The following is a 25,637-nucleotide window of genomic DNA, read 5'->3' as shown; positions in this document are numbered from 1 at the left end:
AACAATACTGATCAGGGAAGCCAATATTCTTTCCTTTCAACTTTTTCGGAAGTTTTGATTGACACAGATAAAACAGCTCAACTACATCACAAATACTGTTTAATTGATCCGACGCATATTTATTCAGATCCAATTTTAATCACTGGTTCTTACAACTGGTCAAACTCTGCCGAAACACGCAATGATGAAAATGTTATTATAGTCTATGATACGCTTCTTGTAAACCTTTATCTTCAAGAGTTTGTTGCAAGATATAAGCAAAATGGCGGAAGCGATGTGATAACTTTTGTTAAAAAGGTTGAAAGTGAACCGATGGATTTTGAACTTTATCAAAATTATCCAAACCCATTTAATTCAGAAACAAATATAACTTACACGCTTCCGTTTGGTGGATTTGTAAGTTTGAAAATTTTTGACCTCCTTGGTAGAGAAGTTTTCACGGCAGTAAATTCATATCAAGAAGCAGGGAAGTATCAGTTGAATTTAAGGTTTGATGGTGTTAATTTAAGTTCAGGAGTTTATTTCTATCGGCTTGATCTTAACAATTCGGAGCGTCATATTTCAAGGACAAAGAAGATGATCATTATAAAGTAGTCTGACTTTGATGGAGAAAAACTTACCTTATGAGGAAATACGAAGGCGTTTTGCCGAGTCAAAAGACTTCAATGAAATTTTTGATGCTGTTGAGGAAGCGATAAGGCAAAGGATTGAGGATATAGAACTTTACAGATTGCTTTTTTGGAATAATTCTCTTTCTGCAGAAGCGATAGCTATGTTTGGTGAAAAGATAGCGAGTGAATTTCCATCAATTGCGTATGATATTTACATGTGGCTTGCGAGTGTATTTGAGGTGGTTTATTCAAAATTTGACAACTATGAAGGGGCGTTAAAATTTTATAAAAAAGCTTCATCGGTTAGACCCCAAGAAATTGACCCGTATCTTGATGCAGTGGATTGTTATGACCCAGATTTAAATATTCCACCTGCTGAGTTATTAATTGAATTTCTTCTTGAAGGTTTAAAACATGTCCGAACTCCGAAACCAATTTACCAAAGATTATGTGCTTTGCATAGAGCTATTGGAAATGAGGAAATGGCAAGATATTACGAACAAAAGATGAAAGAGATTTGAAGACGGGTGATTTAAGAGGTTATTTGAGCATAGCGACAGCAACGCTTTTCTGGGGATTTTCGGCAACAATTGCAAAATTTTTATTTAAGCATGAGGTTGACCTTCTCACACTTGTTCAAATGAGATCAACTCTTTCATTTGTTGTTTTATTTTTGATTCTTTTCGCATTAAAAAGGGAATATGTCAAAATCTCAAAGAGTGATATCCCCCGCTTTGCATTGCTTGGCGTCATCGGAATTGCTGGCTCAAACTTTACATATTACTTTACTTTAAATCAGATAAATGTCGCAACTGCTATAATTATGCAGTATACGGCTCCTGTTCTTGTAGTTCTTTACGCTGTTTTATCTGGAAGTGAAAGAATCACACCTGTTAAGATAATTTCAACGATTCTTTCTCTTGTTGGATGCTCGCTTGTGGTTCGTATATTTGATGTTCAGTTTTTGAATTTGAGTAAAATTGGAGTGATAAGTGGTGTTGCTTCGGCTTTGTGTTGGGCATTTTTTAACATCTATGGGAAAAGAATCAGTTCAAGATATAATATCTGGACAAATTTAACATTTGGATTGATGTTTGCAGGACTCTTCTGGCTTTTCTTCAATCCACCATGGAAAATTTTTAACTCGGGCTATAACTTAAATGACTGGCTTATTTTCTTTGCCTTTGCAATGATCTCTGTTTTGATACCTTATTTTTTCTATTTCAATGGGTTAAAGCATATTCTCTCATCGTCTGCGATTATAACAAGCACGCTTGAGCCGGTTATCGCTATTGTCTCCGCATGGATAATTGTTGGAGAAAAGTTATCTTTAATTCAGATCGTTGGTTCTGTGCTTGTCTTAAAATCTGTTGTTTTATTGCAAATAAAAAGAGAAACAAGTTGAGAACCGAAAGGAGAATTGAAAGAGTAAAATATGTCCTCTCTCACAGACAAGATGATTTGACCGTCGTGGTTGAAAACATTCATGACCCACACAATGTAAGCGCTATAATAAGAACTTGTGATGCGGTTGGTGTTTTTATGATAAACCTTGTGTATACGATTGAACAATTCCCAGACATCGGGAAAAAATCAAGCGCAGGGGCAATGAAGTGGGTTTATAGAAGAAATTTTAAAAGTGTGGATGAATGTTATAATACATTGAGAGATGAAGGATTTAAAATTTATGCGACTAAGATCGTTGAAGGCGCAAAGTCACTCTATGAACTTGATCTAACGAAGAAGATTGCTTTTGTATTTGGGAATGAACATCGTGGCGTTTCAGACGAAGCAAGTGAAAAAGCCGATGGAATTTTCATGATACCAATGTTTGGGATGGTTCAAAGTTTAAATGTTTCAGTTGCATGTGCTGTAACCCTTTATGAAGCGTTAAGGCAACGACTTTTAGCAGGTCATTACGATAAACAGAAGTTAAACCCTGAGATTTTTGAAAAGGTTTTTCTTGAATGGATTGAAAAATAAAAATTGGGGAGTTATGTTAATTGACACACACGCACATATTTACTGGGAAAGTTACGATAACGATAGAGAGGAGATGTTGAAGAGGGCAATTGGTTCGGGCATTAAATATATCATTTGTCCAGGGACAGATATTGAAACAAGTATAAAAGCTATTGAGCTCGCTGAGAAATACGATTTTGTCTATGCTGGAGTTGGGTTTCATCCACATGATGCGGTAAAAGCGGGTGAAAAGGAGCTTGAAAAAATTGAAGAGCTGAGCTATCATCCAAAGGTTGTCGCAATTGGTGAAATAGGGCTTGATTTTCACTATAACTTTTCACCTCGGGAAAAGCAAATTGAGGTTTTCAAAAAGCAGATTCAAATCGCAAAAAGGAGAAATCTTCCGGTTATAATTCACAATAGGGAGTCGCATAAGGAAATTTTTGAGGTTCTTGAATCCGAAATAGATGATAAATGGACAGGTTTTGGGAAACTTGCTGATGGTAAACTACCACCACCACGAGGCGTTTTTCATGCGTTTAGTGGAAATGTCAAGGATGCGTGGAGAGCTATAAATCTTGGATTTTATATCTCAATCTCTGGTGTTATAACTTTCAAGAACGCTGGAAATTTAATTGATGTTGTGCGTGAGATTCAGCCAGAGCATTTGCTTGTTGAAACGGATTCCCCATTTCTTACACCGCATCCATTCCGTGGGAAAAGGAATGAGCCGATGTATGTCAACTTTGTGGCTGAGAAAATCGCACAAATTCAGGGTTTAACGGTTGAAGATATTGAAAGGACAACAACTTTCAATGTTTATCGTCTTTTTAGAATCGGAAGTAAGCCTGAACCTAAAATTGCGTATAAAATCAGAAATTCGCTTTGCCTTAACATAACTTTGCGTTGCAATGCCGATTGCGTTTTCTGCGATAGAAAAGGTGAAGCCATAGTTAAAGGTTATTTTTTAAAAATTGATCATGAGCCAACGGCGGAAGAATTTATAAAAGAAATCGGTGACCCAAAACAATACGATGAAATCGTCTTCGTTGGTTACGGCGAACCAACGATACGACTTGATGTTGTCAAAGAAGTGGCAAGATATGTGAAAGAACATGGTGGAAAAACTCGTCTTGATACAGATGGTCATGGGAATATAATAAATAAAAGAAATATCGTCCCCGAGCTCGTGGGTTTAATTGATGTTGTTTCAATTAGTTTAAATTCAATTGATCCGATTGAATATGGAAGATTGATGAACATAGATGGAGAAAAATTTCACCCAGCGATGATTGAATTCGCAAAGGAGTGCAAAAAATATGGGATAGAAACAATTATGACAATAGTTGGAATAGATGGAATTGATGTTGAAAAACATAGAAAATTTGTTGAAGAGGAAATTGGAGTAAAATTTAGATATAGACCTTTATTTTAACATGCCGAGTATATTTGACATACTCGGACCTGTGATGATAGGTCCATCAAGTTCGCACACTGCTGGAGCTGCTAAACTTGGTTATGTTGCAAGGCAGCTTCTTGGGGCTGAACCAGGCAGAGCAGAGATAACTCTTTATAATTCGTTTGCGAGGACTTATAAGGGACACGGAACCGATAGAGCGATAATTGGTGGAATTCTCGGGATGAAGCCTGATGATGAGATGTTAAGAGATTCACTTGAAATAGCCAAAAAGATGGGGTTGAAATATGAATTCAAACTTATAATGAAAGCCCCAAAACTTCACCCTAATTCCGCACGAATAAAGCTACATGACTTAGGTGGAAATAGCATTGAAATGGTTGGCTCATCCCTTGGTGGCGGAAGAATTGAAATAGTTGAGATTGAGGGATTTAAAGTTAGTTTTTCCGTTATGACCCACACAATTGTGATAATTGCGGATGATATCCCAGGGAGCATTGCTCACATAAGCGGGGCAATTGCTGAAAAGAATATAAACATCGCAAATATGTTCGTATCAAGAGAGGAAAAACTTGCAAATATGATAATTGAAGTTGATCAAGATGTTCCAGAAGATGTTCTTAAGAAAATTCGTTCTTTTGGATGGGTTCATTATGTTAGGCTTGTTGAACCGATTTTTTAAAAATATCATGGAGGTAAAAGATGGAGATAAATTCTTTTGAAGATATTTTGAGATATTCAGAACAGATGAATGCGACAATTCCAGAGGTGATGATAGAATATGAAATCCGTAAGACTGGAAAAAGTCGGGAACAGGTAATTGAAGGCGTGAGGAAAATTTTAAATGTTATGATAGAGTCAGTCAATAATGGATTGGCTCGGGATGTTAAATCGCCAAGTGGTTTGCTTAATAATTTTGCGAAGAAAGTTTACAACGCAAAAGTGAATGTTTTGACTGTCAATTTTCAGAAGGCAATTGCCAGAGCCATGGCGGTAAGTGAAGTTAACGCATGTATGGGAAGAATTGCTGCTGCCCCAACAGCTGGTTCATCTGGAATTATCCCGGCTGTTATAACAACAATGATGGAGGAACATGGTATAGACGAAGACAGGGCGATTGAAGGCTTGCTTGTTGCTTCGGCAATTGGTTTGTTAATTGTAAAAAATGCTTCGGTAGCTGGTTCAGAAGCAGGATGTATGGGTGAAACTGGAAGTGCAGCAGCAATGGGGGCTTCAGCAATTGTTTATCTTCTTGGCGGAAATAATAAACAAATTGAAAGCGCCGCATGTTTTGCAATTGAAGGAGCGATGGGTTTAGTTTGTGACCCAATCGCTGGGCTCGTTGAAATTCCTTGCATCTTTAGAAACGCTATAGGTGTTGCAAATGCCTTTACCTCAGCGCAGATCGCTCTTTCTGGGGTTGAGTCAATTATTCCGCTTGATGAGGTAATACTTGCAATGAATGAAGTCGCTGAGTTGATGTCGCCAAAACTTAAAGAGACTGCACAGGGTGGACTTGCCAATACTAAAACTGCAAGGGAAATCCAAAGAAGATTCATTTATCAAATTGACATCGGAAAATAAATTTGTTGTTTGATGACCTTTTTAAACCCAACTTTTTTGTTTGCGCTTTTTGCCTCAGCAATACCAGTTTTGATCCACCTATTTAACCTTAGAAGGTTAAAAACCGTTGAATTCAGCAGCATTAAATTTTTAAAAGAACTTCAACGCTCAAGGATACGCTCGTTAAAGATAAAGCAGATAATTCTTTTGCTCATCCGTGTTCTTGCTATTGTTTTTCTTGTCCTTGCTTTTTCAAGACCTGTGATAAAGGGTTACCTTTTTAAGCCAATGATCGCTGGGCATGCGAGAAGCAGTGTGGTTATAATTCTTGATAACACCTTGAGCATGGCCTCAACAGATGAAAAAGGAAGATTTATAAACCAAGCGAAGTCAATTGCTCAAAGCATCATGGATATTTTGACCGAGTCGGACGAATTTGCACTTATTCGCTTATCAGATATTCCCAATATCGCAACTGATGGATTTACCCATAACATCTCATTTATGAGAAAACTTATTGACGAGACGGAGTTTACTTATACGCATAAAAAACTTTATGATGCTCTCGCGGTTTCAAGCAAAATTATTGAAAAGTCAAAGAATTTAAATCGTGAAATTTACATCATTTCTGATATGCAAAAAAGCGAATTTGATTTTCCTTCTGATACGGTCAATCGCAAATTTAAATTGCCCCCTGATGTTCGTGTTTTTACAATAAATGTTGGTGAATTTAAGGAACAAAATTTTTCTGTTGATAAAGTTGAAATCAAAAATAAGGTGATTTTCCCAGGTCGGACGCTCTCGCTTGAGGCGATTGTTTCAAATCATGGGAAAGTAAACATGTCAAACTATGTCGTCAGCGTCTTTTTGAACGGGAGAAGGGTTGCGCAGAAAAGCATCAACTTGAAATATGATGCATCGCAAACAGTTGATTTTAACATCTTAACAGAAGAACTATCTGGCTTTGTTGATGGATTTGTTGAAATTGAAGATGATAACTTCAACTTTGATAACAGGCGATATTTTTCATTCTTTATACCAGGTGAGATAAGAATTTTGCTTGCTGGTGATGAAGGTGATATTAAATTTTTAAAACTTGCCCTTTCAACAGTTCATGAAATTTACAAGAGGTCATTTTTCAAGATAAATCAAGTTTCGCTTCAAACTCTTTCAGGTGTTGATTTTTCAAATTTTGATGTTGTTTTTCTTGTTAAACCAATTCAAATTGATAGGGCAACTTCAGGGCGATTGAAAAACTTTGTCTCAAATGGTGGAGCGCTTGTTTTATTTATGGGAAGTAGTGCGAATCTCCAGGCTTTAAATCAAAACTTCAATTCAATTTTTAACATTCCTGAATTTGAAGGTATCGCAAGACAAAAAATGCTCTTTTCAAAAATTGATATAACTCACCCTATCTTTGAAGGTGTTTTTACAGAGAAACCGAAAAAGTTTGACTCACCCGAGATAAGAGAATATGTTAAATTTAAAACAAATTATGGCTTTACATCTATAATTGAACTCGCTGATGGAAGTCCGTTTTTGATTGAAAAGAACGAAGGGAGCGGGAAAATCCTTATTTTTACAACTGAGCCGACAGATAGAGCTTCTGATTTGCCTTACAAAGGAATTTTCATCCCACTTATTTTTCAGTCTATTTTATACATAACAACTCCATCTGGACTGAAAACAGAGTATTCAATTGGTGACACAGCTGAAGTGAGGATAGATTTCATGAGAAAATTTTATGGGCAGATTTTAAAAGATTTAAAGCTTTTAAGACCTGATGGAAGTGATTTTGCTTTTGAATTAAGTGGTGGCAATTTCCTGAAGATAAATCAGGCGACAATTCCAGGGATTTATGCAATTTCTGGCGGAAATAGAAACGCTGTTTTAAAGCTTGCGTTTAATCCACCCTATGAAGAGTTTAAGTATAAGAAGGTAAATGAAGAGGAGATCATTTCTTTTTTGAACAGGGTTGGAATAAAGCAATATAAGATGGTTGAACGTTCGGACGGGATCAAGGTTAGGGAAGAGATTTTAAGGGCAAGATATGGTGTTGAGTTATGGAAGGTTTTTCTTGTTCTTTCAATTTTTATGTTTCTTGCTGAAAGCTTGATTTCAAGGAAGATGTAAAAAATTAATTTGACTTAACAAATGAAAGTTAAAAGCAAACCTTTAACCTTGTATAATGTCTCGGCAGATAGGATAACTGCAGATGTTCATTTTGTTGAAAGTTTTTTGCCAGCACCAGTTGTGATTTATTCGCATGGTTTTTTAGGGTTCAAAGATTGGGGGTTCATTCCATATGTTGCGGAAAGGTTCGCTGAAAACGGTTTTGTTTTTGTGAGATTTAACTTTTCACACAATGGAATCGGTGAAAATCCAAATAAAATAACTGAATTTGATAAGCTTGCAAAGAATACGATTTCAAAGCAAATTGAGGATTTGACTGCGGTTATTGAATATGTTTTTTCGGACGAGTTTGGAGTGTTAAACGATGGTCAATTATTTCTGCTCGGGCATTCTGGTGGAGGTGGAATTTCAATTATAAAGGCTGTTGAAGATGAAAGAGTAAGAGCACTTGCCCTATGGGCTTCAATCTCAACATTTAGAAGATATAGCAAACATCAAATTGAAGAATTGGAAAAAAATGGTTATATTTTTGTGCGTGTTCCTGATTCAGTGATTCAAGTTAAGATTGAAAAAATTGTTTATGATGATTTCGTGGAGAATTCGGAAAGATACGATATAATTAAAGCGATTTCAAGGTTGAAAATTCCAATTTTAATTGTTCATGGCACAGCTGATGCTATAGTTCCATTGGCTGAGGCAGAGAAGTTAAGAAATTCAAATCCTGAATATACAAAACTTGTTTTCATCTCAGGGGCAAACCATCTTTTCAATGTGAAACATCCAATGGAACATTCAACTGATCAACTTGATAAAGCTATTGATGAGACGGTTTTATTTTTCAAAAAAATAATTGAAAACAAAAAAGCAGATTGAGAAATGAAGCAGATAAAGGCATTGTCGCTTGAAATTGACAGAAAATTAGTTTTAGCGGGGATGATTTGGGTAGTTGCATTTGCTGGACTTACATTTCTTGGTGCAAAGGTTGAAATACCAACGCAACCAGTTCCTTATACGCTGCAAACGATGTTTGTTCTTTTAAGTGGTGCCTTTCTCGGTCCGTATCTTGGGGCTTTAAGCCAGTTGATATACCTTGGGCTTGGTTCTATTGGATTACCTGTCTTTGCGGGACCGACCGCTGGATTTATAAAACTTTTAGGACCAACAGGTGGATATCTGCTTGCTTTTCCTGCTTCAGCTTTTGTTACAGGTTATCTTGTAAGGTTAAAAGATAGTTTCTGGTGGGTTCTTTTCTCAATGTTTTTGGGATTGGCTTTGATTTTCATTTTTGGGACAGTTCAATTGAATTTCGTTTTGATACACAACTGGAATGAAGCGATAAAGTCTGGGTTTTTGATTTTCTCACTTTGGGATTTAGTTAAACTTTTTGCTTCTGTTTCAATTTATATGTCTTTGAGAAGGGCTTTAAAAATAAATTTAGATCGTTAAATGCATTTGACAGAAACGATTATGTGGATTTTGTTTAATGTTTTTGTGCTTGGGATGCTTGCTCTTGATCTTGGGGTTTTCCATAGAAAGGCTCACGAGGTGAAATTTAAGGAAGCAATTATTTGGAGTGTTGTCTGGATTGTTTTGGCTCTTATATTTAATCTTTTAGTTTATTTCTGGCATGGGACACAGGCAGCGGTTGAGTTCTTAACTGGCTATCTTATTGAGAAATCCTTGAGCGTTGATAATATCTTTGTCTTCTTGATGATATTTACTTATTTTGGCGTGAAACCAATGTATCAACATAAGGTTTTGTTCTGGGGGATTCTCGGAGCGATAATTATGAGGGCAATTTTTATATTCGCTGGGATAACGCTTATAAAAATTTTTCATCCGATAATTTATGTTTTTGGTATTTTTCTGGTTTTTACGGGTGTAAAGATGGCTTTGCAAAAGGATAGAGAAATTCATCCTGAAAGGAATCCTGTGTTGAAAGTTTTTCGCAGATTATTTAAAATTACACCTAATTATGTTGATGGGAAATTTTTTGTGAAAGAAGGTAAAAGGTTGATCGCAACTCCCTTGTTTGCTGTTCTTCTTGTTGTTGAAAGCACAGATGTTGTTTTCGCCGTTGATTCAATTCCTGCAATAATTGCGATTACCCGTGATCCATTTATAGTTTATACATCAAATATATTTGCAATCCTTGGTTTGAGAGCTCTTTACTTTGCGATCGCTGGATTCGTGAAGTTATTCAGATATTTCAAGTATGGATTATCGGTTGTCCTTGTCTTCATTGGGGTAAAGATGTTAATTTCAGATTTTTACAAAATTCCCACTGTGTTTGCTCTTATTGTTGTTTTCAGTATAATTACGATCTCAATTCTTGCTTCTATTTTAATTCCAGAGCCAAAACTTGCTGTTACTAATCCCGGAACCCAGGATAATTCAAATGAAGAAAATGAACAAAAATAAAATTTAAAGGGCAAAAATGGGATTTGCACAATTAATAACTCAAACAATTGGTTTCCCAACGGTGCGACTTCGCAGATTAAGAATGACAGAACAATTTAGAAAAATGGTAGCTGAAACACAGCTTTCAGTTGATGATTTTATTTATCCGCTTTTCGTATGTCCCGGGGAAAATGTTAAGAGGGAAGTTCGCTCAATGCCCGGAGTTTATCAGCAATCAATAGATAACATAATTCGTGAATGTGAAGAAGTTTATAAACTTGGAATCCCAGCAGTGATATTGTTTGGAATCCCGGAAAGAAAAGATGAGTTCGGCTCTGAAGCTTACGATGAGAATGGTATAATTCAAAGAGCCGTTAGAGCCTTAAAGAAAGAAATTCCAGAACTTGTAGTTATAACAGATGTCTGTTTGTGTGAATACACATCGCACGGGCATTGCGGAATTGTCAGAGAAGTTGCCCCGGGCAAGTATGAAATTGTCAATGACGAAACTGTTGATCTTCTTGCAAGAGAAGCTTTAAGCCATGCGGAAGCTGGAGCTGATATTGTAGCCCCAAGCGATATGATGGATGGAAGAGTTTTTGCGATAAGAAAAATTCTTGATGAGAATGGTTTTCAAAATGTTCCGATAATGTCATACGCTGCGAAATATGCCTCGGGTTTTTATGGACCATTTAGAGAAGCTGCGGAGTCAGCCCCTAAATTCGGGGATAGAAAAAGTCATCAAATGGACCCAGCCAACTCAGATGAGGCATTAAGAGAAATTGCGCTTGATATTCAAGAAGGGGCTGATATTGTTATGGTTAAGCCGGCGCTTGCTTATTTGGATGTGATTTATAGGGCAAAGCAGGAGTTTAAAGTTCCAGTAGCAGCTTATCAAGTTAGCGGTGAATACTCAATGATAAAAGCAGCAGCTTTAAATGGATGGATAGATGAACAACGGATAATGCTTGAAACATTGACGGCGATAAAAAGAGCAGGGGCAGATTTAATTTTGACTTATTTTGCTAAAGATGCGGCGAGGGTTTTAAAAAATAAAAATTGATTGAATTCAACAGTGATCAGGGCAAAATGTTTTAATCTGAAATCGCCCAAAATTCCGCTTGAAAATTTCAATTAAAGTTTTTATCATTATAAAAATTTTAAAACTGATCTTGAGATTTTATGGAGATTTTCGGTGTTGCTCTCACATTAATTTCGTTAATACTTGCTTATCAGGCATGGCAAAATGGGAAATTGATGAAACAGATGCATGTTGAAAGTATGGCTATGATCAAAAGTATAAAAGAATTAAATGAGGCGATCAAGGAAGATATAAGGATTTCAAGTCAGGAGACAAGGATGTTGATGGAAAAAATAAGTCAGGAAACGAGGGCTTTGATGGAAAAATCAAGTCAAGAGACAAGGATATTGATGGAAAAAATAAGTCAGGAAATGAGGGTATTGATGGAAAAATCAAGTCAAGAGACAGGGGCATTGATGGAAAAAATGAGTCAGGAAACGAGGGTATTGATAGAAAAATCAAGTCAAGAGACAAAGACATTGGTAGAAAAAATGAGTCAGGAAATGAGGGTATTGATGGAAAAATCAAGTCAAGAGACAGGGGCGTTGATGGAAAAAATGAGTCAGGAAATGAGGGTATTGATAGAAAAATCAAGTCAAGAGACAAAGACATTGGTAGAAAAAATAAGTCAGGAAACGAGGGCTTTGATGGAAAAATCAAGTCAAGAGACAGGGGCGTTGATGGAAAAAATAACTCAGGAAACGAGGGTATTGATGGAAAAATCAAGTCAAGAGACAAGGATATTAATGGAAAAAATAAGTCAGGAAATGAGGACATCGTTAGAAAAGTCAAGTGAAGAGACGAAAGCGTTGCTTGAGAGGATGGAAAGGTCAAGTGAGGAAATGAGGGCATTTATGGAAAAGTCAAGCGCGGAGACAATGGCATTGCTTAATAGGATGGAGAGGTCAAGTGAGGAAATGAAAGCATTGCTTGAGAGAATTCATAAAGGACAAGAGGAAGCCAGAAAAGAGATGGCAAATGCAATTAAATATATCGCTGAGTTAATCGTTGCAGACGGTGAGAGGACGAGACAACTTTTAAGATCAGGGGGGTAAGTTTAAATCTTATCTTTCAAAAATCAAAAACTAACCCAAAGGAGGCGTAATGGCAAAGAGAGAACGCTGGGGGACAAGAATTGGACTAATACTTGCGATGGCTGGAAATGCAGTTGGACTTGGTAATTTTCTAAGGTTCCCGGTTCAAGCTGCACAAAATGGTGGAGGGGCGTTTATGATTCCTTATTTTGTTGCATTTCTTCTGCTTGGGATACCTCTTATGTGGGTTGAATGGGCAATTGGAAGATATGGGGGTAAATTTGGCCACGGAAGCGCTCCCGGAATGTTTGACGCTATGTGGAAAGCGCCAATTTCAAAATATCTTGGTGCGCTTGGACTTTTTATATCAACAGTGATAATGGTTTATTATACATACATTGAATCGTGGACACTTGCATTTAGTTTTTTCTCAATCACGAAAGCTTACTTTGGGGAGACAACTTTTGATGCGATGAGAAGTTTTCTGCAAAGCTATCAAGGCATAGAAAAAAATTATTTTCAAAGCATCTTGCCGGCATATTTTTTTATGTGTGTTACTTTGTTTATTAACTTTTTCATACTTTATCGCGGTATATCCAGAGGTATTGAAATGCTTGCAAAGATAGCTATGCCAACGCTTTTTCTTTTTGCAATCATTCTTGTTATAAGGGTTGTGACACTTGGAACGCCTGACCCTGTTAATCATCCAGATTGGAATGTTGAAAGTGGATTTGCTTTTATTTGGAATCCTGATTTTTCAAAACTTGGAGATGCGAAAATTTGGCTTGCTGCAGCTGGGCAAATTTTCTTTACGCTTAGCGTCGGAATGGGAACGCTTCAAGCATATGCAAGTTATTTAAGGGAAAGTGATGATATCGCATTGAGCGGTCTTTCAACTGCATCAACAAATGAATTTGTTGAAGTAATTCTCGGTGCAAGTATTGCAATACCTGTTGCAGCTGCTTTCTTCGGTATTGAGACAACTCAGGAAATCGCAAAAGGTGGCGCTTTTAATCTTGGATTTGTTTCAATGCCGATAATTTTTCAAAAATTACCTTTTGGTGAGTTTTTCGGTTTCCTTTGGTTTTTGCTTTTATTTTTTGCAGGTATAACCTCATCCGTTGCAATGGCACAACCTTTGATTGCTTTTCTTAAGGAAGAATTTGGGATTTCCCATGGTAGAGCAACCGCTTTGATCGGTTTTTCCGTTTTTGTTGCAATTCAATTTGTTGTTTTCTTTTTAAAGCATGGTTTCCTTGATGAAATGGATTATTGGGCTGGAACCTTTGGACTTGTTCTTTTTGCTCTGTTTGAAATTATAATTTTCGCCTGGATATTTGGAATGGATAAAGGTTGGGCTGAAATTACAAAAGGTGCAGATATAAAAATACCACGAATTTTCTACTATATCATTAAATATATCACCCCGCTTTATCTTCTTTTCATTATGATAAACTGGCTGGTTCAAGATGCTATACCAACTTTCTTGATGAAAGATGTGGAACCTGAAGATGTCCCATACAGATGGGGTGCAAGGGCTCTGATGTTTTTAATTTTCACGATAATAATTCTGATGGTAAAAACTGCCTGGGCAAAACGTGCAAATAAAATGGGAGTGGTAAAATGAAATTTACAACCGAGGGGATTATCTTCATGATACTTGCGTGGGGAATTGTATCAACATTAACAATTTACTGCTTCGGCAAAGTTCTAAAAACAAAAGTTCGGTATGATAATCAAAATAATGAGGATTAAAAAAATTAAAGGGGGTGAGCGAAGATTAAACTCACCCCCTTTTTATTTAACTTCTTATCACTTTAACAACATCATTTTCTTCGTCTGCACAAATTTTCCTGCTTTCATCACATAGAAGTAAACACCCGATGCGACAAATTTTCCAGTTTTATCTGTTCCATTCCACCTTACGCGATACTTGCCTGGCTGAACGAATTCATCTATAAGCGTCGCAACTTCTCTACCAAGTATATCGTAAATTTTTATCTCAACATTTACAGCAATCGGAACAGAAAATTCAATGTCTGTGGATGGATTAAATGGGTTTGGATAATTTTGTGCGAGGTAAAACTCTTTCGGAATTTCATTCGTGGCAATTTGAACTTTAACCGGTTTTGGAGCTTCACGAATCTCAATTGCGTCAGCTCTTATTACAAAGCTATCCTGTTTTGCTCTGTTGACGAGCGAATCAGCATAGTATGCGTTTACGAGTGCAGTATCATTTTCAAGTCTGATATAACCAAAAATTGCTGTTTGCTTTGAACCTGCCGTGAAATCACGTCCACCACGTCTGAATTGGAATCTACCAAGATAAATTCTTTCAACGCCAAGTTGGCTTACGATGACTGTTTCAGGTTGAGCCCCACCCTGTTGATAAATCAGATATCTTGCTCTTGGTGTTGAATTATTAGCTGCAAGCCCAGTTCTTGCATAAACATCAAAACTATCAACTTCAGCTGCGCCTTCTCTAAATGGAATAAATGGATACCACTCTGCAAACGCATTTGGAGCACCATAAATATAAGCAAGCAATCTTGAATTGTTGATTCCACTTCCTGTTATCCTATTCCATTTGTTATAAGTTGTATCAACAGGTGGATAAACATAATCAACAATTGAGGGTTGAGCGTAAAACTCGTTTTCAACATCATTGTCAGCGTAAATCAAAGTCCCTCTTCCAATTCCAGTGAAAACAATTGTTAAAACACTATCATACTTTGAGTTAGAAACAATATAAAGTGTATCAACATAAGTTCTTAAATCTCTTGGAGCAAATTCAACTATGAGGTTAAACTTGCCATTTATTGCTGGGAGTTCAAGCGGTAGGTTTGGCATGTTGATTATTTTGAATATTCCTGATGTATCAGCAAAATGAATATCGTAAATCCACAATGCTTTTTCACCATTGCTTCCGATTGTTATAGTTCTTCTGTAATTACCTTGTTGCTCTCGTTCAATTAAATCAACAGCAACTTCACCAAACCCAACAAATCTTGAAGCAACTGTTATCTGCGGATGTGTTGGAACTTTCCTTACTCTTAATAAATCAGTTCGCAAGAAATTACCTGATGCTTGACCTGGATTGCTAAATATAACCTGTGTAGGTCCACCAGGATTTAATTTGAATGTAAATCCTGGGCCTCCAATTTGAGCCCAAACAACCGCACCCGCTATCTGTCTTTCATTAAATCCAGTTACTCTCTGCGTATCCGCAAAGAACGGTGTTATAACATCTATCTGTGCTGCTGTAGCTGCGTTGGGTGAACCGGCAGGACCACTGTATTCAAGTATGTAATCGCCACCTAATGTGTCTGGTATAACAAATTGATAGAGTGCCTTTGGTATCGTTTGGGTTCCTGTATAAACTCTGCTATATCTATTCCCGCCTGGAATCGGGAATGGATATGGGCTCGCAACAGAATTTAACCATCCAGGTGGCGTTTCTTGATACAATACCAAGTCTCCACCTGGTGCTCTCCAATGAGGTTCGCTTCCATCGCTTGCGTTCATGATAAAGTTGTAATTTAAACCTTGCCCGGCAACATATAAATATGCAATTGGTTCTTCTGGATCGTCGCTTTCTATGGCAAGTGAATCAACAACGAATTCTTCCTGATAAGGTCTAAATACAATAGTTAAATCATAATAACTTCCTGGATTTATGCTTATAGGCAATGGGTCATTTGTGTAAAATCTTCCAGTATGTCCATAAACATTGTAGATGGTTAAGACGCTATCCCCTAAGTTAAACAAACGAATTTTCTTTTCAGCAGTTTCTCCAGTTGTAACCTCAGGGAAAACTTCACCAACCCTATATAATGCAAAATGATCAATGTTTGGTCTTGTAGTATCTGGTGTTGCCCGTTGCCATGGGTTTCCTTTCATTCTTCTCCCAAATTCAAGATCACGAAGTAATTTGCTTCTTAAAACTCTTACAGCGTCAACTCTTAAAAATGCAGGTGTTAATGTATCAGCACCGATTGTAACGATCGTCGGTGCGCCAGCATTTAATCTTAAAATCGTAAGCGGATACCATGAACCATCACCGCTACTTTGTGTCGGATTCCAAAGTCCAGCATTTTGCAAAGTTGGTAGCCCTGCTCCATTTAGCATTTGATTATGTCTTAATGAGTCGGCGTAAAATCCTTCACCAAACCTTTCAACTGTGATATAACAGTTAGGTGAAGCGTTACCACTTTGTTGGAGATAGTAGTAAAGAATGTAATAATCATCTTCATCAAGGATATTTTGTTGTGTTTGAGTTGGGATGCCAAAGATATACTTTGCCCATGCTCCAGATGGGCTTCCAGCTGTATAGGGTGTTCGCCTGTGGTCGGGTCCGACATTTGCTGCTCCTGTGTTTGTAAACCAACCAGGTCCAGGTTGACCAGTTGCAACTGTGTTCGGTTCTTTTTCATAATATCCATCTGAAGAATCACGATCAACCTCCCAATTTGTTTGTCCTCCAGCTAAATTTGGTGTGTTATCAACTGTAAACCACTTGTGGGTAGTTGTGTCAAGCGGAGCCCACTGAGAAAAAGCCTTGCTTGAAAATATAAGCAAGGCAATTACGCTTAAAAATATGATTTTTCGCATAGCTTTTACCTCCTTTGTTATTTTTTGTATTTGTAAAGAGTTACACGAGCTATCTCCGGTTTTCCAAGGAATCTATCATTACCAACTGGGATAACTTTATAATATATCCAGATACTATCCTCGGCAAAGCTTGGGATAGTTGAATCAGCATAGCTTGGGGTTTTTACCGGTGGTTGAAGGAATGAATAATTACCGCCTGTGGTATCACGCAAAGCCCTGTAAATTTCCCATTCCCTAAGATTTCCGTTATCGGTATATTCCCAATTTAAAAGAACGAGATATTTCCCAGTTTTTGTCGTGTCAACCTTTGTGCTCAGATTTTTAACTTCTGGAACTCTCCCAATGTGTGTTGGCGTAATCAATTCTTTTGGTTTATCGCATCCGTGGAACAAGATAAAGATTAGGACTATCGGAAGCAAAAGTGGCTTTTTCAGCATAAGCCGAGAAATTTGTTTTTATTCCAAAAGCAAAATAAACGAGAATAAGTTAAAAAGCAAGAAAAATTGCAGAAAATTTTCGTTGTGGAAAAAATTTTCTTTATCAAAATATCAGGGTAATTTTAGAAGCGTGGAAGGTAAAGGCATAATTTTAGGTGGGTATCTGTAATTTTTAGATTTACCATCAAGATAGTCATAAGGAAGTTTTTGGGTATTTATGATTTTAATATCAAAACGATTGTCACTTCTGTGGGAACCCATAATGGAGGCGGGTGAATAGATTTAACCGGATTAAAAAGCAAGGCAATAATTTCAATAAGCTACGCCTGCTCAGGCTTTCTAATCTCTAAGCGCACTGGAGGTGTCAGTTGCAAACTATCCAGTGCAAAGGGGAATGATACGGATATCTTAAAAAAAACATATTCCCAAACATATATTGTGCTTGCCAAGTTTCCCTGCTATTGGGAGGTAAATTTTTATTTAAAGTTTTTCAACAGATTCCTTAAATCTTAGACATCTTTCATCCCGATGAATATCGCAAATTCTTTGGAAACATATACTCCACTATGCTAAATTTTGATCACATAAAAAGCCCTTCCTCAAGGGAAAAGATCGCGTTAAACATTCACATCTTAGCGGACCTGATACCTGCACTAAACATAATTGTTTTTGTAAACTGTTAAGTCATTTCCAAAAAAGATTACATTTTCCAATATTTCTTTAAATAGGAAAGATAAGCTTTTCTTAAATTATCCATTTCTTCCTCAAAAACTTTCTTTTTCACGCCCTTTGATTGTGTAATCTCAATTTTAACTCCTTTTGCGATATCCCCTTCTTTTAAGAATCTTATGTGCATATAAAACTCCGCAGCAAAGTGAGGAACGAAAGTCCTTTTTGCAAGAGAAGAGATGCTTTCTGGTGGTTTTGTGCATACACTTCCTGCCTCGGGATCAAAACGATAATGAACTGTAATTACCCCTCTTGATTTACTTGTCCCTAAGGATACAATAACTGGAAAATTAAATGGGTTTGTTTTACTGCATTCCTCTTGCATTTCCTTTGCGCTCTTGAGTGCAATTTCAAATGCTTCATCATAGGGGATTGTTTCAAAAGATTCTGTTAAAGTAAGGCGTGTTCCAACACCAAGGCAGGAAAAAAATGTGAGTGAAAATCCTAACAATAATACTAATAGTAGGTTAATTTTTTTCATGATTTCCCTCCTTGGTATTTCTTAATTAAATTTTTATAGGTTATACTTCGTTCATAAGGTAACGATATTTTTACACATTTGCAAGGGGGGATATTTTATCATCTGCTATTGAGTGGTAGGGGGATATCTGAATTATCAATCGGTTTGTAAGTTAATCTTATCCTCTCCTGGAGGTATTTCACTTACGCTTGTCCTGAAAGTCCAAGGGTCCTAAGAAATCATTAGGATCCTCGGACCTTAGAAAGAGTTCGTTGCATGTTGACAAGTAGGATTTATCTGAAGTAGTTCTCAAGGTAATCAACTATGTTTAAAAGTGTTGAAATGATAAGCTCAACAGCTTGTGAAAAAATAGCAATCACATCTTCAAGTTTAATCCCTGTCACCTCAAGTATCCATTTGAAAAGTGGTATGACGACGCTTAAGCCTACAATCAGAAGACCTATTACGAGTGCATTAAACGCAAGAAAAGATAAAGCAGAGATTATAATTTTCGCAATTCCAAGCCCAAGCCAGATTGCAAGTGCAACTGCAAATATCTTAAATCCGAGCAAAAGCCAATCCCTTGCCGATTGTGTTGTCGGAAGAGATGAACTGCTGATTTGAAACTCAAGCCTCTGTCCGTTTTTGGTTATAATTTTTCCGTTATCGTCAACAAATTTTATTGATGGGTGAAGTCCTTTCATACCCCAGAGTATGTTTGCCTTCTCTCCTGTTCTATCGTTGATAATTTTCAAGTGCGGGTAATCCGCGAGGTTATCTTTGACAAACGACATGCGAAGGACAGCGTATCCAGAATTTGTTTCGTATGCAATTTTTAGCTCTTTCCCAGGATTATCGGCAATTGATTTTAACTTTTGGTAGCTATTTTTCAACTTCATTGCTATGTTTTCGTTGTCGCCTTCAATAAATATATCTGCGTTTGGTCTGGGTTGATATCTTTTTGAGTTGTTAATTATTGATGATACCACGGGATTTGAACAGGAATTTAAGATGGGAAGCAGTGCAATGGATCCGACCAAATTGAGAAATTTTCTGCGGTTTAGTTTAGTTTTCATGGTTTAAGGCGGTTTTGTTTTCCCTTTCACCGAAATTAAAAACATATGTTTTTAGAATTTTGTTTCAAAATTTTTTGGGAAGCAAGGGATTAAACTTAGAGATGATGTTTTATTTAATTTTAATCAAGTAAGATCAAAGCACAATCGCCGGTTGCAAGATTAACATTTAAAATTTTCTCGTTGATTTTTAATTTTCCATCAAACCCTTCATCGGAGGCGATGAAAACATACTCACCATCTTTGTTTGGGAATTTAAACAAGAGGTAAAAAATTTTTCCGTTTCCAAGGACTTGAATCTCATCTTCATTTAATTTTTCAATTTGAATTATATTTTCTTTTGAGTTGTTTATGGAAAACGTAATTTTTTCATTTTCAATTCCAGATATGTAGAGTTTTCCATTATAAATGAAAGCATCTATATCGCAAGTGCGAAAGGGTAGGTTCTTGATACAAAGCCATTTCCAGTTGTTGGGAATTGATGGTTTAACTTCTATGGTGTTGATGTCAAATTTAAAACCCCATAAACCTTCAATTGCAAGCCAGATATAAGTTGGGGGCATCCAAGGGCTAAGGGGCATACCACGGCTTTTGAAATTTTCACCATTAAACCTTTCAGGAAATTGTCCTGGCACAAGGTTTTGAAAAATGGACGGGTTTTTAGATTCAACAATTTCATAGATATTTTTCAGGGCTTCATATACCTTTTCTGGGAAGAAGTCTCTTACAGCGTATCCAATCCATGCGGTCAAATTTGGCCAAATCCCGCCCATAAGTTGATATCCGAATTCCGGATCATAATTTTTCTCAAGTTTGCTGACAGTTCTTGCGCCGTATTCAGTCCATATATCAGGCTGAGTTAATTTTTGGGCGATTTTTAATTTAATTTCATCATCAACTACATCAAAAAGCAAAGGGAAAACAAGGTCACCAGTTATATCATGGTGTTTGATGCCTTCTATATCATGGTTAAGGATGGGTAAACCTGTGATTTCGGAGATTAATTTGGAACAAAAATTTTCTCTCATGATTTTCACATAATTACTATATTTGGTTGCGTCATTTTTGTTGCAGAGATGATTCGCTATTTTTGCCATGAGTTCAATTGCAAAGATACATTCAGAATTTATCTCTGTGACATAACCACTTAAGTTATAATTTTCAATTATATTGCGCCATCCCGTTATGCCATACACGCCTGTTTTATCAGTGGATGAAAAAACAAGTCCATCTTTTAACTGCGTCAATATATAATTTGCAATTTTTTTGAGTTTATCATAGTTTTCTGAAAGTTCATTCGGATTACATATGTTTGCATGATGGTAAATTGCCCAGATAAGAAGCGGGGTATCATCATTTATGTTAAGTCCATAGTCATAAAGTTTTGGTTTTTCTTCATTAGCATGTATATATTCAGTTACTTTTCCATCCGGATGAATTCCGTATTTTAAAGCAAATTTAAGCAGTTCATGAGAAACATTTGGTGTTACATAGTCGGAACCAAGGACAAACCAAGCAAGATCTCGCATGACAACTATATCCTGAGGTGGGTCATTTGTAAATGCGAGACCAGTTCTATAGAGATGTTCAACCCTGCACATATTTACCTTTGCCCATTGGATCCCATCATTTATTGTTTTATCGGGTGTGAAGACAAACGCATTGTTTAGAACTTTGTTAATTTCCTCAAGTGAAAATTGTGAGATAACCTCAAAAAGTTCAAATATGTTTTCGTCGTTTTCAACATCGCCTATTGAAAATAGGGATATAGATTTTATTTTTTCGTTGGGTTCAATTTCTATTTTCTGAGTGCAGATAATTTTTTTTATCATTGTAATTGAGCAGGTCAGGATTATGTTGAAAGATTAAAAATCTTTTTTCTTCATCAGAGTTCAATGGTTCAATCAGAAGTTTTCTTCCATTTGGTATAATTTTAAAATTTTTGTCTTTTTCATTTTCTGGGGGTTGTTTTATGAAGAATGGTGAATTAACCGCTGGCAGGGTTATTTCGTGCGTTATAAGAAGTTCAAACTTTTTTCTGTCGTTATTTTCAATTTCAAATGTATAAAAAAGTTTTCTTATTTTATTTTTGCATTTTTCAAAATTTTCCATCCTGATATAGGGGAGGAAAGATTTTTTTGCCACGGTCAGGTTTACGCCACCCTTGTTGGACGGGCTTTTGTAGATGTATTTTGTCGTTTGAGATAAAGGTTCAAAAATTGTTTCATCTGGTGTTAATTTTTCATCGTCAATGGAGAATTCAATTTTCCATCTCCCGCAGTAAAATCTGTTATCGGGTGAATGCCATAGCCCCTCAAGGTTTGTTTCCGGGTCAAATCGTGCGAAAATTAAAAGGTTTCCAAGCGATGAGCCAGTTACAAGATTTTTAACTTTACGAGTATATTTCATTTTTCAGGTTTCACTTTAATTTTATTTTTTATTCTTTTAAACCAGTTGTTGCCAAACTTTCAATGAAATATCTTTGGAAAAACGAATATGCTATTACCACTGGCAAAGCAAGAAGGGTTGCAGAGGCAAGTTGAACTCCAAGTTGACCTTCTGCTTGACCACCGAGGACGAAAACTGTTACAAGCTGTGGCATTGTCATAAGTTTTTCATTCCTTATCACAATAAGTGGCCAAAGCACCTCATTCCAACTTGACATGAATGTTAAAATTCCAACTGTTGAAACCGCTGGTTTTGAAAGGGGAATTATTACCTTGAAAAGTATTTGCAAATTATTACACCCATCAATTCTTGCTGATTCAATTAAAGATTGGGGAATGTTTAGGAAAAATTGTCTAAAGACAAGGATTGAAAATGAACTCATCATCGCAGGCAATATGAGACCAGCGTAGGTGTCAACGAAACCTAACTTAACAATCAGGACATAGGTTGGAATAAGAGTGATTTGGAATGGTATCATCATGGTGAAGAGAATAAGCATAAAGATTAAATTTTTTCCGTAAAAGTTTAATCTTGAAAGGGCGAAACCGACAATTGAACCGAAGATTATAACAGAGGCAGTGATGGAGAGTGAAACAAATAAACTGTTAAAGAATGCACGGATTATTGGAATTTTATTTAAAACAATTGAATAATTTTTAAAGCTCATATTTTGCGAAAGGAGCCAGAGATTTGGGATTTCAATTTCTGGTTTTAGCGTTGCGAAGACCATCCATAGAAATGGATAAGCAAATATAACTGCGCCTGTGAGAAGAAAAAAGTATGTTAAGAGTTTGCCTTTCAATATACATCCCTTTCTATGAATTTTCTCTGTAATATAACGACGAGGAAAATTATTGTGGCAAAGAAAAATCCAAGGGTTGCCGCATAGCCCATATGGTTAAAGTAAAATGCTTGATTGTAAATGTAAAGCATTGCTGAAAGTGTGCTATCCATTGGACCACCACCTGTCATGATATAAGGTTCTATAAAAAGTGAGAAACCGCCAATAGTTGATAAGACGACGACGAGGACAATTGTTGGGTTAAGCATCGGCAAAGTGATTTTTAGAAATTTTTGAAATGATGAAGCCCCGTCAATCTCTGCAACTTCGTAAAGTTCCCGTGGTATATTTTGCAATCCAGCAAGGAAGAGGACTATGTAAAGCCCCACATTTTTCCAGGTAGCCATGATTGCTATTGATGGCATTGCAAATTTGGGGCTGACAAGCCAGGGTATTTTCTTAAACCCAAATTTAAGCAGGATTTGATTTATAAGTCCAGTTTCATAAGCATACATTTGTTGCCATAATACAGTTACAACAACGCCAGAAACAACCACGGGCAGGAAATAAATTGAACGAAAGAGTCCTCTCAATTTTATCTTTTTATTTAAAAGTTGGGCAAAGAAAAGGGCAACCGCTATTTGCAAAGGTATATGTATTGAGAGAAAAATCAATGTGTTGATGATTGATTTGAAGAAAGTTTCGTCTCTAAATAACCTGATGAAATTTTTAAGCCCTATGAATTCCATCGGGGTTACGATGTTCCAGCGATGGAATATTAAAATGAACGAGAAAGTAAGTGGATATGCGACGAATACCAAGAAGTAAATGACATAAGGCGAAACCATCAAATAGCCAGACCTATTTTCATGTTTTTTTATTTTGCCCATTCAAGAATGGTGTTAATTCTTTTGATTAAATTTTTCATCGCTGATTCAGGAGTTTTTACACCATATATGGAACATGCTTCAAATTCTTTTGATATAGCATCAAAGATTTCTTTCATTTCTGGCACTTCATCAACTCCACGTATATATGAAACTTGCTTAGCAAATGATTTCATTTTCGGATTTCGTTCAAAATAAACGGCAAAAATTTTATTTTCAAGCAAGTCGCCTCTTATCGGAAGTTGATTGCAAATTTCAAGCAGAGCCAGATCTGAGCTGTCGCTTACGAGGAACTTAACAAATTCCCATGCTTCTTTTTTATGTTTTGTAGTGCTAAATATAGCAATATTTTTAGGATCACCGTAGGTATAAGTTTCTCCTTTATAATTATTAGGGACGGGTATAGGGGCAAAGCTATATTCAAGATCTGCTGGTTTGTTTTTCTCAAGATAAGCTATAGTCCAAGGACCTGTGAATCTAATTGCGACTTTTCCTGTCAAGAATGGATCCGTTTGAAAGTTTGTATTTGGGAAGTAGCCTTTTTGGAAGCAAATTTTGAAAAAATTGAACGCGTTTATGGCCGAAGCTGTATCAATTTTTAAAATCCCATTTTCAAAAAATGTTTTTCCTCCAGAGGATGCGATGTAAAATGGATAAAAATCAAAAAATCTTTGCCACCATATTGGTCTTGTGTCTGTGTAGCCTGGCCAGATGTCCGTTATGCCATCTCCATTGATATCTTTTTTTATTTTTTCGCAAGCGTTGAAAAATTCGGAATAATTTTGCGGAGGGTTGTGTAATCCCGCTGATTTTAGAATTTTCACATTATAAAGCATCATTACTGGGTTTGTCTTCCACGGAAACTGATAAAAATTTCCGTCGTTTGATCTAAAGCTTTCAAGCAGGGAATGGGGAATCTTTCTTAAATTTACAATGGAGTCAAAATCTTCAAACTCATTTAATTTAACAAGACCACCAGCTTTTATGTATTCTGAGACAGCACCAGGCCAAATGTTTGAGCATATATCGGGTGTAGTTTTTGCAGCTATCGCAGCAAGTAGAACTTCTTCAGAAGATTGCCCTGCGGGGAGCGGTTGAACTTCAACTTGAATATCGGGGTGAAGTTTGTTCCATTTGTCAACAAGTTTTTTAGCGAGTTCTATTTCCTGTGGATTTGCGGAGCACCAATATTTTAGGCGAACGATTTTAATATCATCTCTTTTTGTATCTTTTTCGGTTGAGCAAGCAAAGAGAAAGATGGATAAAATCAAAATGAAGTGAAATCTCATTTTACAAGAACAAATTTTTTTATCTTCGCATAATCAATTCCCTTCAAAAGGCAAAAATACATACCGCTTGAGAAATTTGATAAATTTACTCTGATGAAGCCAGAGTTATTTAATGCCTTTGATGTTAAGTTGTAAATTTCTCTTCCAGTGGAATCATATATTTTCAACCCAAATGGTTGTTTTGCGCTGTAAAATATCGTTGTTTCAAAGTTAAATGGGTTTGGAAAAATTTCGAGTTTTATATCGTCATCTTCATTTGAGCTTTTTTCTCCAACCTTGGTAATTATAGTTCGTTCAAGTTTAAATTCTTTCCCGTCCGGTGATACGAAAATTTTTCTTTCAATCACAGGCTGGATTATAAAATAATCAATCCAAGCGAACTCATTGTCCGCATTTCCATGAAAATACAGAAAAATGCTATGCTCACCCTTTGAAAGTTCAAAGGTTCCGCTAATCTTATCAACCCATATGTAATCACCGTAGTTGGAACCACACATATCAAATTCAAAAGTATAGGTTGAGTCAATTACAATTTTAACCCCTGCATAACCTTGTGGGAGCGCTGTTTTGCGATACTGGAGATAGAGCGTATAGAGTTTAAGGTCTTCATAGATATTGTCAATATCAAATTTAATTTTTACTGTGTCACCTTTTTTGAGTTCAAGAAGATGGTTTTTGCTTATATTCGCCCAGTTGTATTCACTTATGTAAATTTTTCTTG

At 36.4% G+C, this 25,637-nt stretch carries 25 protein-coding genes; 15 read left to right on the top strand and 10 right to left on the bottom strand.

The genetic code is table 11. The features are described 5' to 3' along the window. The 15 genes from AT685_RS01220 to AT685_RS08650 form a co-directional block, all read left to right on the top strand. Window positions 1-594 (top strand): phospholipase D-like domain-containing protein (locus tag AT685_RS01220; protein WP_143713063.1); only part of this gene is annotated, 594 nt, incomplete at its 5' end. Between the two features lie 10 nt (window positions 595-604). Continuing rightward, window positions 605-1,132: a hypothetical protein gene (locus AT685_RS01215; protein ID WP_072150309.1), complete on the top strand. Its 528-nt coding sequence runs from the start codon at window positions 605-607 to the stop codon at window positions 1,130-1,132. Then, window positions 1,129-2,016, top strand: a complete 888-nt coding sequence (locus AT685_RS01210; protein WP_081040519.1) for a DMT family transporter — start codon at window positions 1,129-1,131, stop codon at window positions 2,014-2,016. The genes AT685_RS01215 and AT685_RS01210 overlap by 4 nt, the downstream gene beginning before the upstream one ends. Further along, window positions 2,013-2,594, top strand: coding sequence for a TrmH family RNA methyltransferase (locus tag AT685_RS01205; RefSeq protein WP_072151210.1), 582 nt, complete (start codon window positions 2,013-2,015; stop codon window positions 2,592-2,594). The genes AT685_RS01210 and AT685_RS01205 overlap by 4 nt, the downstream gene beginning before the upstream one ends. A gap of 13 nt (window positions 2,595-2,607) precedes the next feature. Next, complete coding sequence (locus AT685_RS01200; protein WP_072151214.1) at window positions 2,608-4,008, top strand: TatD family hydrolase; 1,401 nt, start codon at window positions 2,608-2,610, stop codon at window positions 4,006-4,008. A 1-nt stretch (window position 4,009) separates the two neighbouring features. Beyond that, a complete protein-coding gene (gene sdaAB, locus AT685_RS01195; RefSeq protein ID WP_072150313.1) occupies window positions 4,010-4,672 on the top strand; it encodes an L-serine ammonia-lyase, iron-sulfur-dependent subunit beta in 663 nt (220 codons plus the stop codon). Between the two features lie 20 nt (window positions 4,673-4,692). After that, on the top strand, window positions 4,693-5,574 hold the full coding sequence (gene sdaAA, locus AT685_RS01190) for an L-serine ammonia-lyase, iron-sulfur-dependent, subunit alpha (protein WP_072150314.1): 882 nt from the start codon (window positions 4,693-4,695) through the stop codon (window positions 5,572-5,574). 12 nt (window positions 5,575-5,586) lie between these two features. Next, the gene (locus AT685_RS01185; RefSeq protein WP_072151209.1) at window positions 5,587-7,686 is read left to right on the top strand and encodes a vWA domain-containing protein; all 2,100 of its coding nucleotides are present in this window, start codon (window positions 5,587-5,589) and stop codon (window positions 7,684-7,686) included. A gap of 21 nt (window positions 7,687-7,707) precedes the next feature. After that, window positions 7,708-8,559, top strand: coding sequence for an alpha/beta hydrolase family protein (locus tag AT685_RS01180; protein ID WP_072151208.1), 852 nt, complete (start codon window positions 7,708-7,710; stop codon window positions 8,557-8,559). A gap of 3 nt (window positions 8,560-8,562) precedes the next feature. Further along, a complete protein-coding gene (locus AT685_RS01175) occupies window positions 8,563-9,132 on the top strand; it encodes a biotin transporter BioY (RefSeq protein ID WP_072151207.1) in 570 nt (189 codons plus the stop codon). Further along, a complete protein-coding gene (locus AT685_RS01170; RefSeq protein ID WP_143713062.1) occupies window positions 9,133-10,107 on the top strand; it encodes a TerC family protein in 975 nt (324 codons plus the stop codon). It begins immediately after the preceding gene. 16 nt (window positions 10,108-10,123) lie between these two features. After that, complete coding sequence (gene hemB / locus AT685_RS01165; protein ID WP_102134747.1) at window positions 10,124-11,149, top strand: porphobilinogen synthase; 1,026 nt, start codon at window positions 10,124-10,126, stop codon at window positions 11,147-11,149. A 119-nt stretch (window positions 11,150-11,268) separates the two neighbouring features. Further along, window positions 11,269-12,222, top strand: coding sequence for a hypothetical protein (locus tag AT685_RS01160; protein ID WP_072151206.1), 954 nt, complete (start codon window positions 11,269-11,271; stop codon window positions 12,220-12,222). Window positions 12,223-12,271: 49 nt separating this feature from the next. Then, window positions 12,272-13,828 carry a sodium-dependent transporter gene (locus tag AT685_RS01155; RefSeq protein WP_072151028.1) on the top strand — a complete coding sequence of 519 codons (1,557 nt, stop codon included), beginning with the start codon at window positions 12,272-12,274 and terminating at the stop codon, window positions 13,826-13,828. Continuing rightward, on the top strand, window positions 13,825-13,956 hold the full coding sequence (locus tag AT685_RS08650; protein ID WP_267885914.1) for a hypothetical protein: 132 nt from the start codon (window positions 13,825-13,827) through the stop codon (window positions 13,954-13,956). The genes AT685_RS01155 and AT685_RS08650 overlap by 4 nt, the downstream gene beginning before the upstream one ends. A 57-nt stretch (window positions 13,957-14,013) precedes the next feature. Here AT685_RS08650 and AT685_RS01150 read toward each other — a convergent pair whose 3' ends face one another. The 10 genes from AT685_RS01150 to AT685_RS01105 all read right to left on the bottom strand — a co-directional run. After that, window positions 14,014-16,812 carry a T9SS type A sorting domain-containing protein gene (locus AT685_RS01150; protein ID WP_072151205.1) on the bottom strand — a complete coding sequence of 933 codons (2,799 nt, stop codon included), beginning with the start codon at window positions 16,810-16,812 and terminating at the stop codon, window positions 14,014-14,016. A gap of 17 nt (window positions 16,813-16,829) precedes the next feature. Next, complete coding sequence (locus AT685_RS01145) at window positions 16,830-17,249, bottom strand: hypothetical protein (protein WP_072151204.1); 420 nt, start codon at window positions 17,247-17,249, stop codon at window positions 16,830-16,832. A 700-nt stretch (window positions 17,250-17,949) separates the two neighbouring features. Next, complete coding sequence (locus AT685_RS01140; RefSeq protein ID WP_143713061.1) at window positions 17,950-18,459, bottom strand: hypothetical protein; 510 nt, start codon at window positions 18,457-18,459, stop codon at window positions 17,950-17,952. A 272-nt stretch (window positions 18,460-18,731) separates the two neighbouring features. Next, on the bottom strand, window positions 18,732-19,514 hold the full coding sequence (locus AT685_RS01135; protein WP_072151202.1) for a hypothetical protein: 783 nt from the start codon (window positions 19,512-19,514) through the stop codon (window positions 18,732-18,734). 119 nt (window positions 19,515-19,633) lie between these two features. Then, window positions 19,634-21,343, bottom strand: a complete 1,710-nt coding sequence (locus AT685_RS01130) for an MGH1-like glycoside hydrolase domain-containing protein (protein WP_072151201.1) — start codon at window positions 21,341-21,343, stop codon at window positions 19,634-19,636. Further along, window positions 21,303-21,920: a hypothetical protein gene (locus AT685_RS01125; RefSeq protein ID WP_072151200.1), complete on the bottom strand. Its 618-nt coding sequence runs from the start codon at window positions 21,918-21,920 to the stop codon at window positions 21,303-21,305. The genes AT685_RS01130 and AT685_RS01125 overlap by 41 nt, the downstream gene beginning before the upstream one ends. A gap of 28 nt (window positions 21,921-21,948) precedes the next feature. Next, complete coding sequence (locus AT685_RS01120) at window positions 21,949-22,761, bottom strand: carbohydrate ABC transporter permease (RefSeq protein WP_072151199.1); 813 nt, start codon at window positions 22,759-22,761, stop codon at window positions 21,949-21,951. Beyond that, window positions 22,758-23,630: a carbohydrate ABC transporter permease gene (locus AT685_RS01115; protein ID WP_072151198.1), complete on the bottom strand. Its 873-nt coding sequence runs from the start codon at window positions 23,628-23,630 to the stop codon at window positions 22,758-22,760. Before AT685_RS01115 ends, AT685_RS01120 begins: the two co-directional genes overlap by 4 nt. Then, complete coding sequence (locus AT685_RS01110; RefSeq protein WP_072151197.1) at window positions 23,618-24,916, bottom strand: extracellular solute-binding protein; 1,299 nt, start codon at window positions 24,914-24,916, stop codon at window positions 23,618-23,620. The genes AT685_RS01115 and AT685_RS01110 overlap by 13 nt, the downstream gene beginning before the upstream one ends. Further along, on the bottom strand, window positions 24,913-25,637 hold a 725-nt coding region (locus AT685_RS01105; RefSeq protein ID WP_143713060.1), incomplete at its 5' end, for a T9SS type A sorting domain-containing protein. The genes AT685_RS01105 and AT685_RS01110, both read right to left, overlap by 4 nt.

The organism is Candidatus Kryptobacter tengchongensis (assembly GCF_001458555.1).
Lineage (GTDB): Bacteria > Bacteroidota > Ignavibacteria > Kryptoniales > Kryptoniaceae > Kryptonium > Kryptonium tengchongense.
The sequence above is the reverse complement of the archived record's forward strand: the minus strand, read 5'-3'. Positions and strand labels throughout refer to the sequence as shown.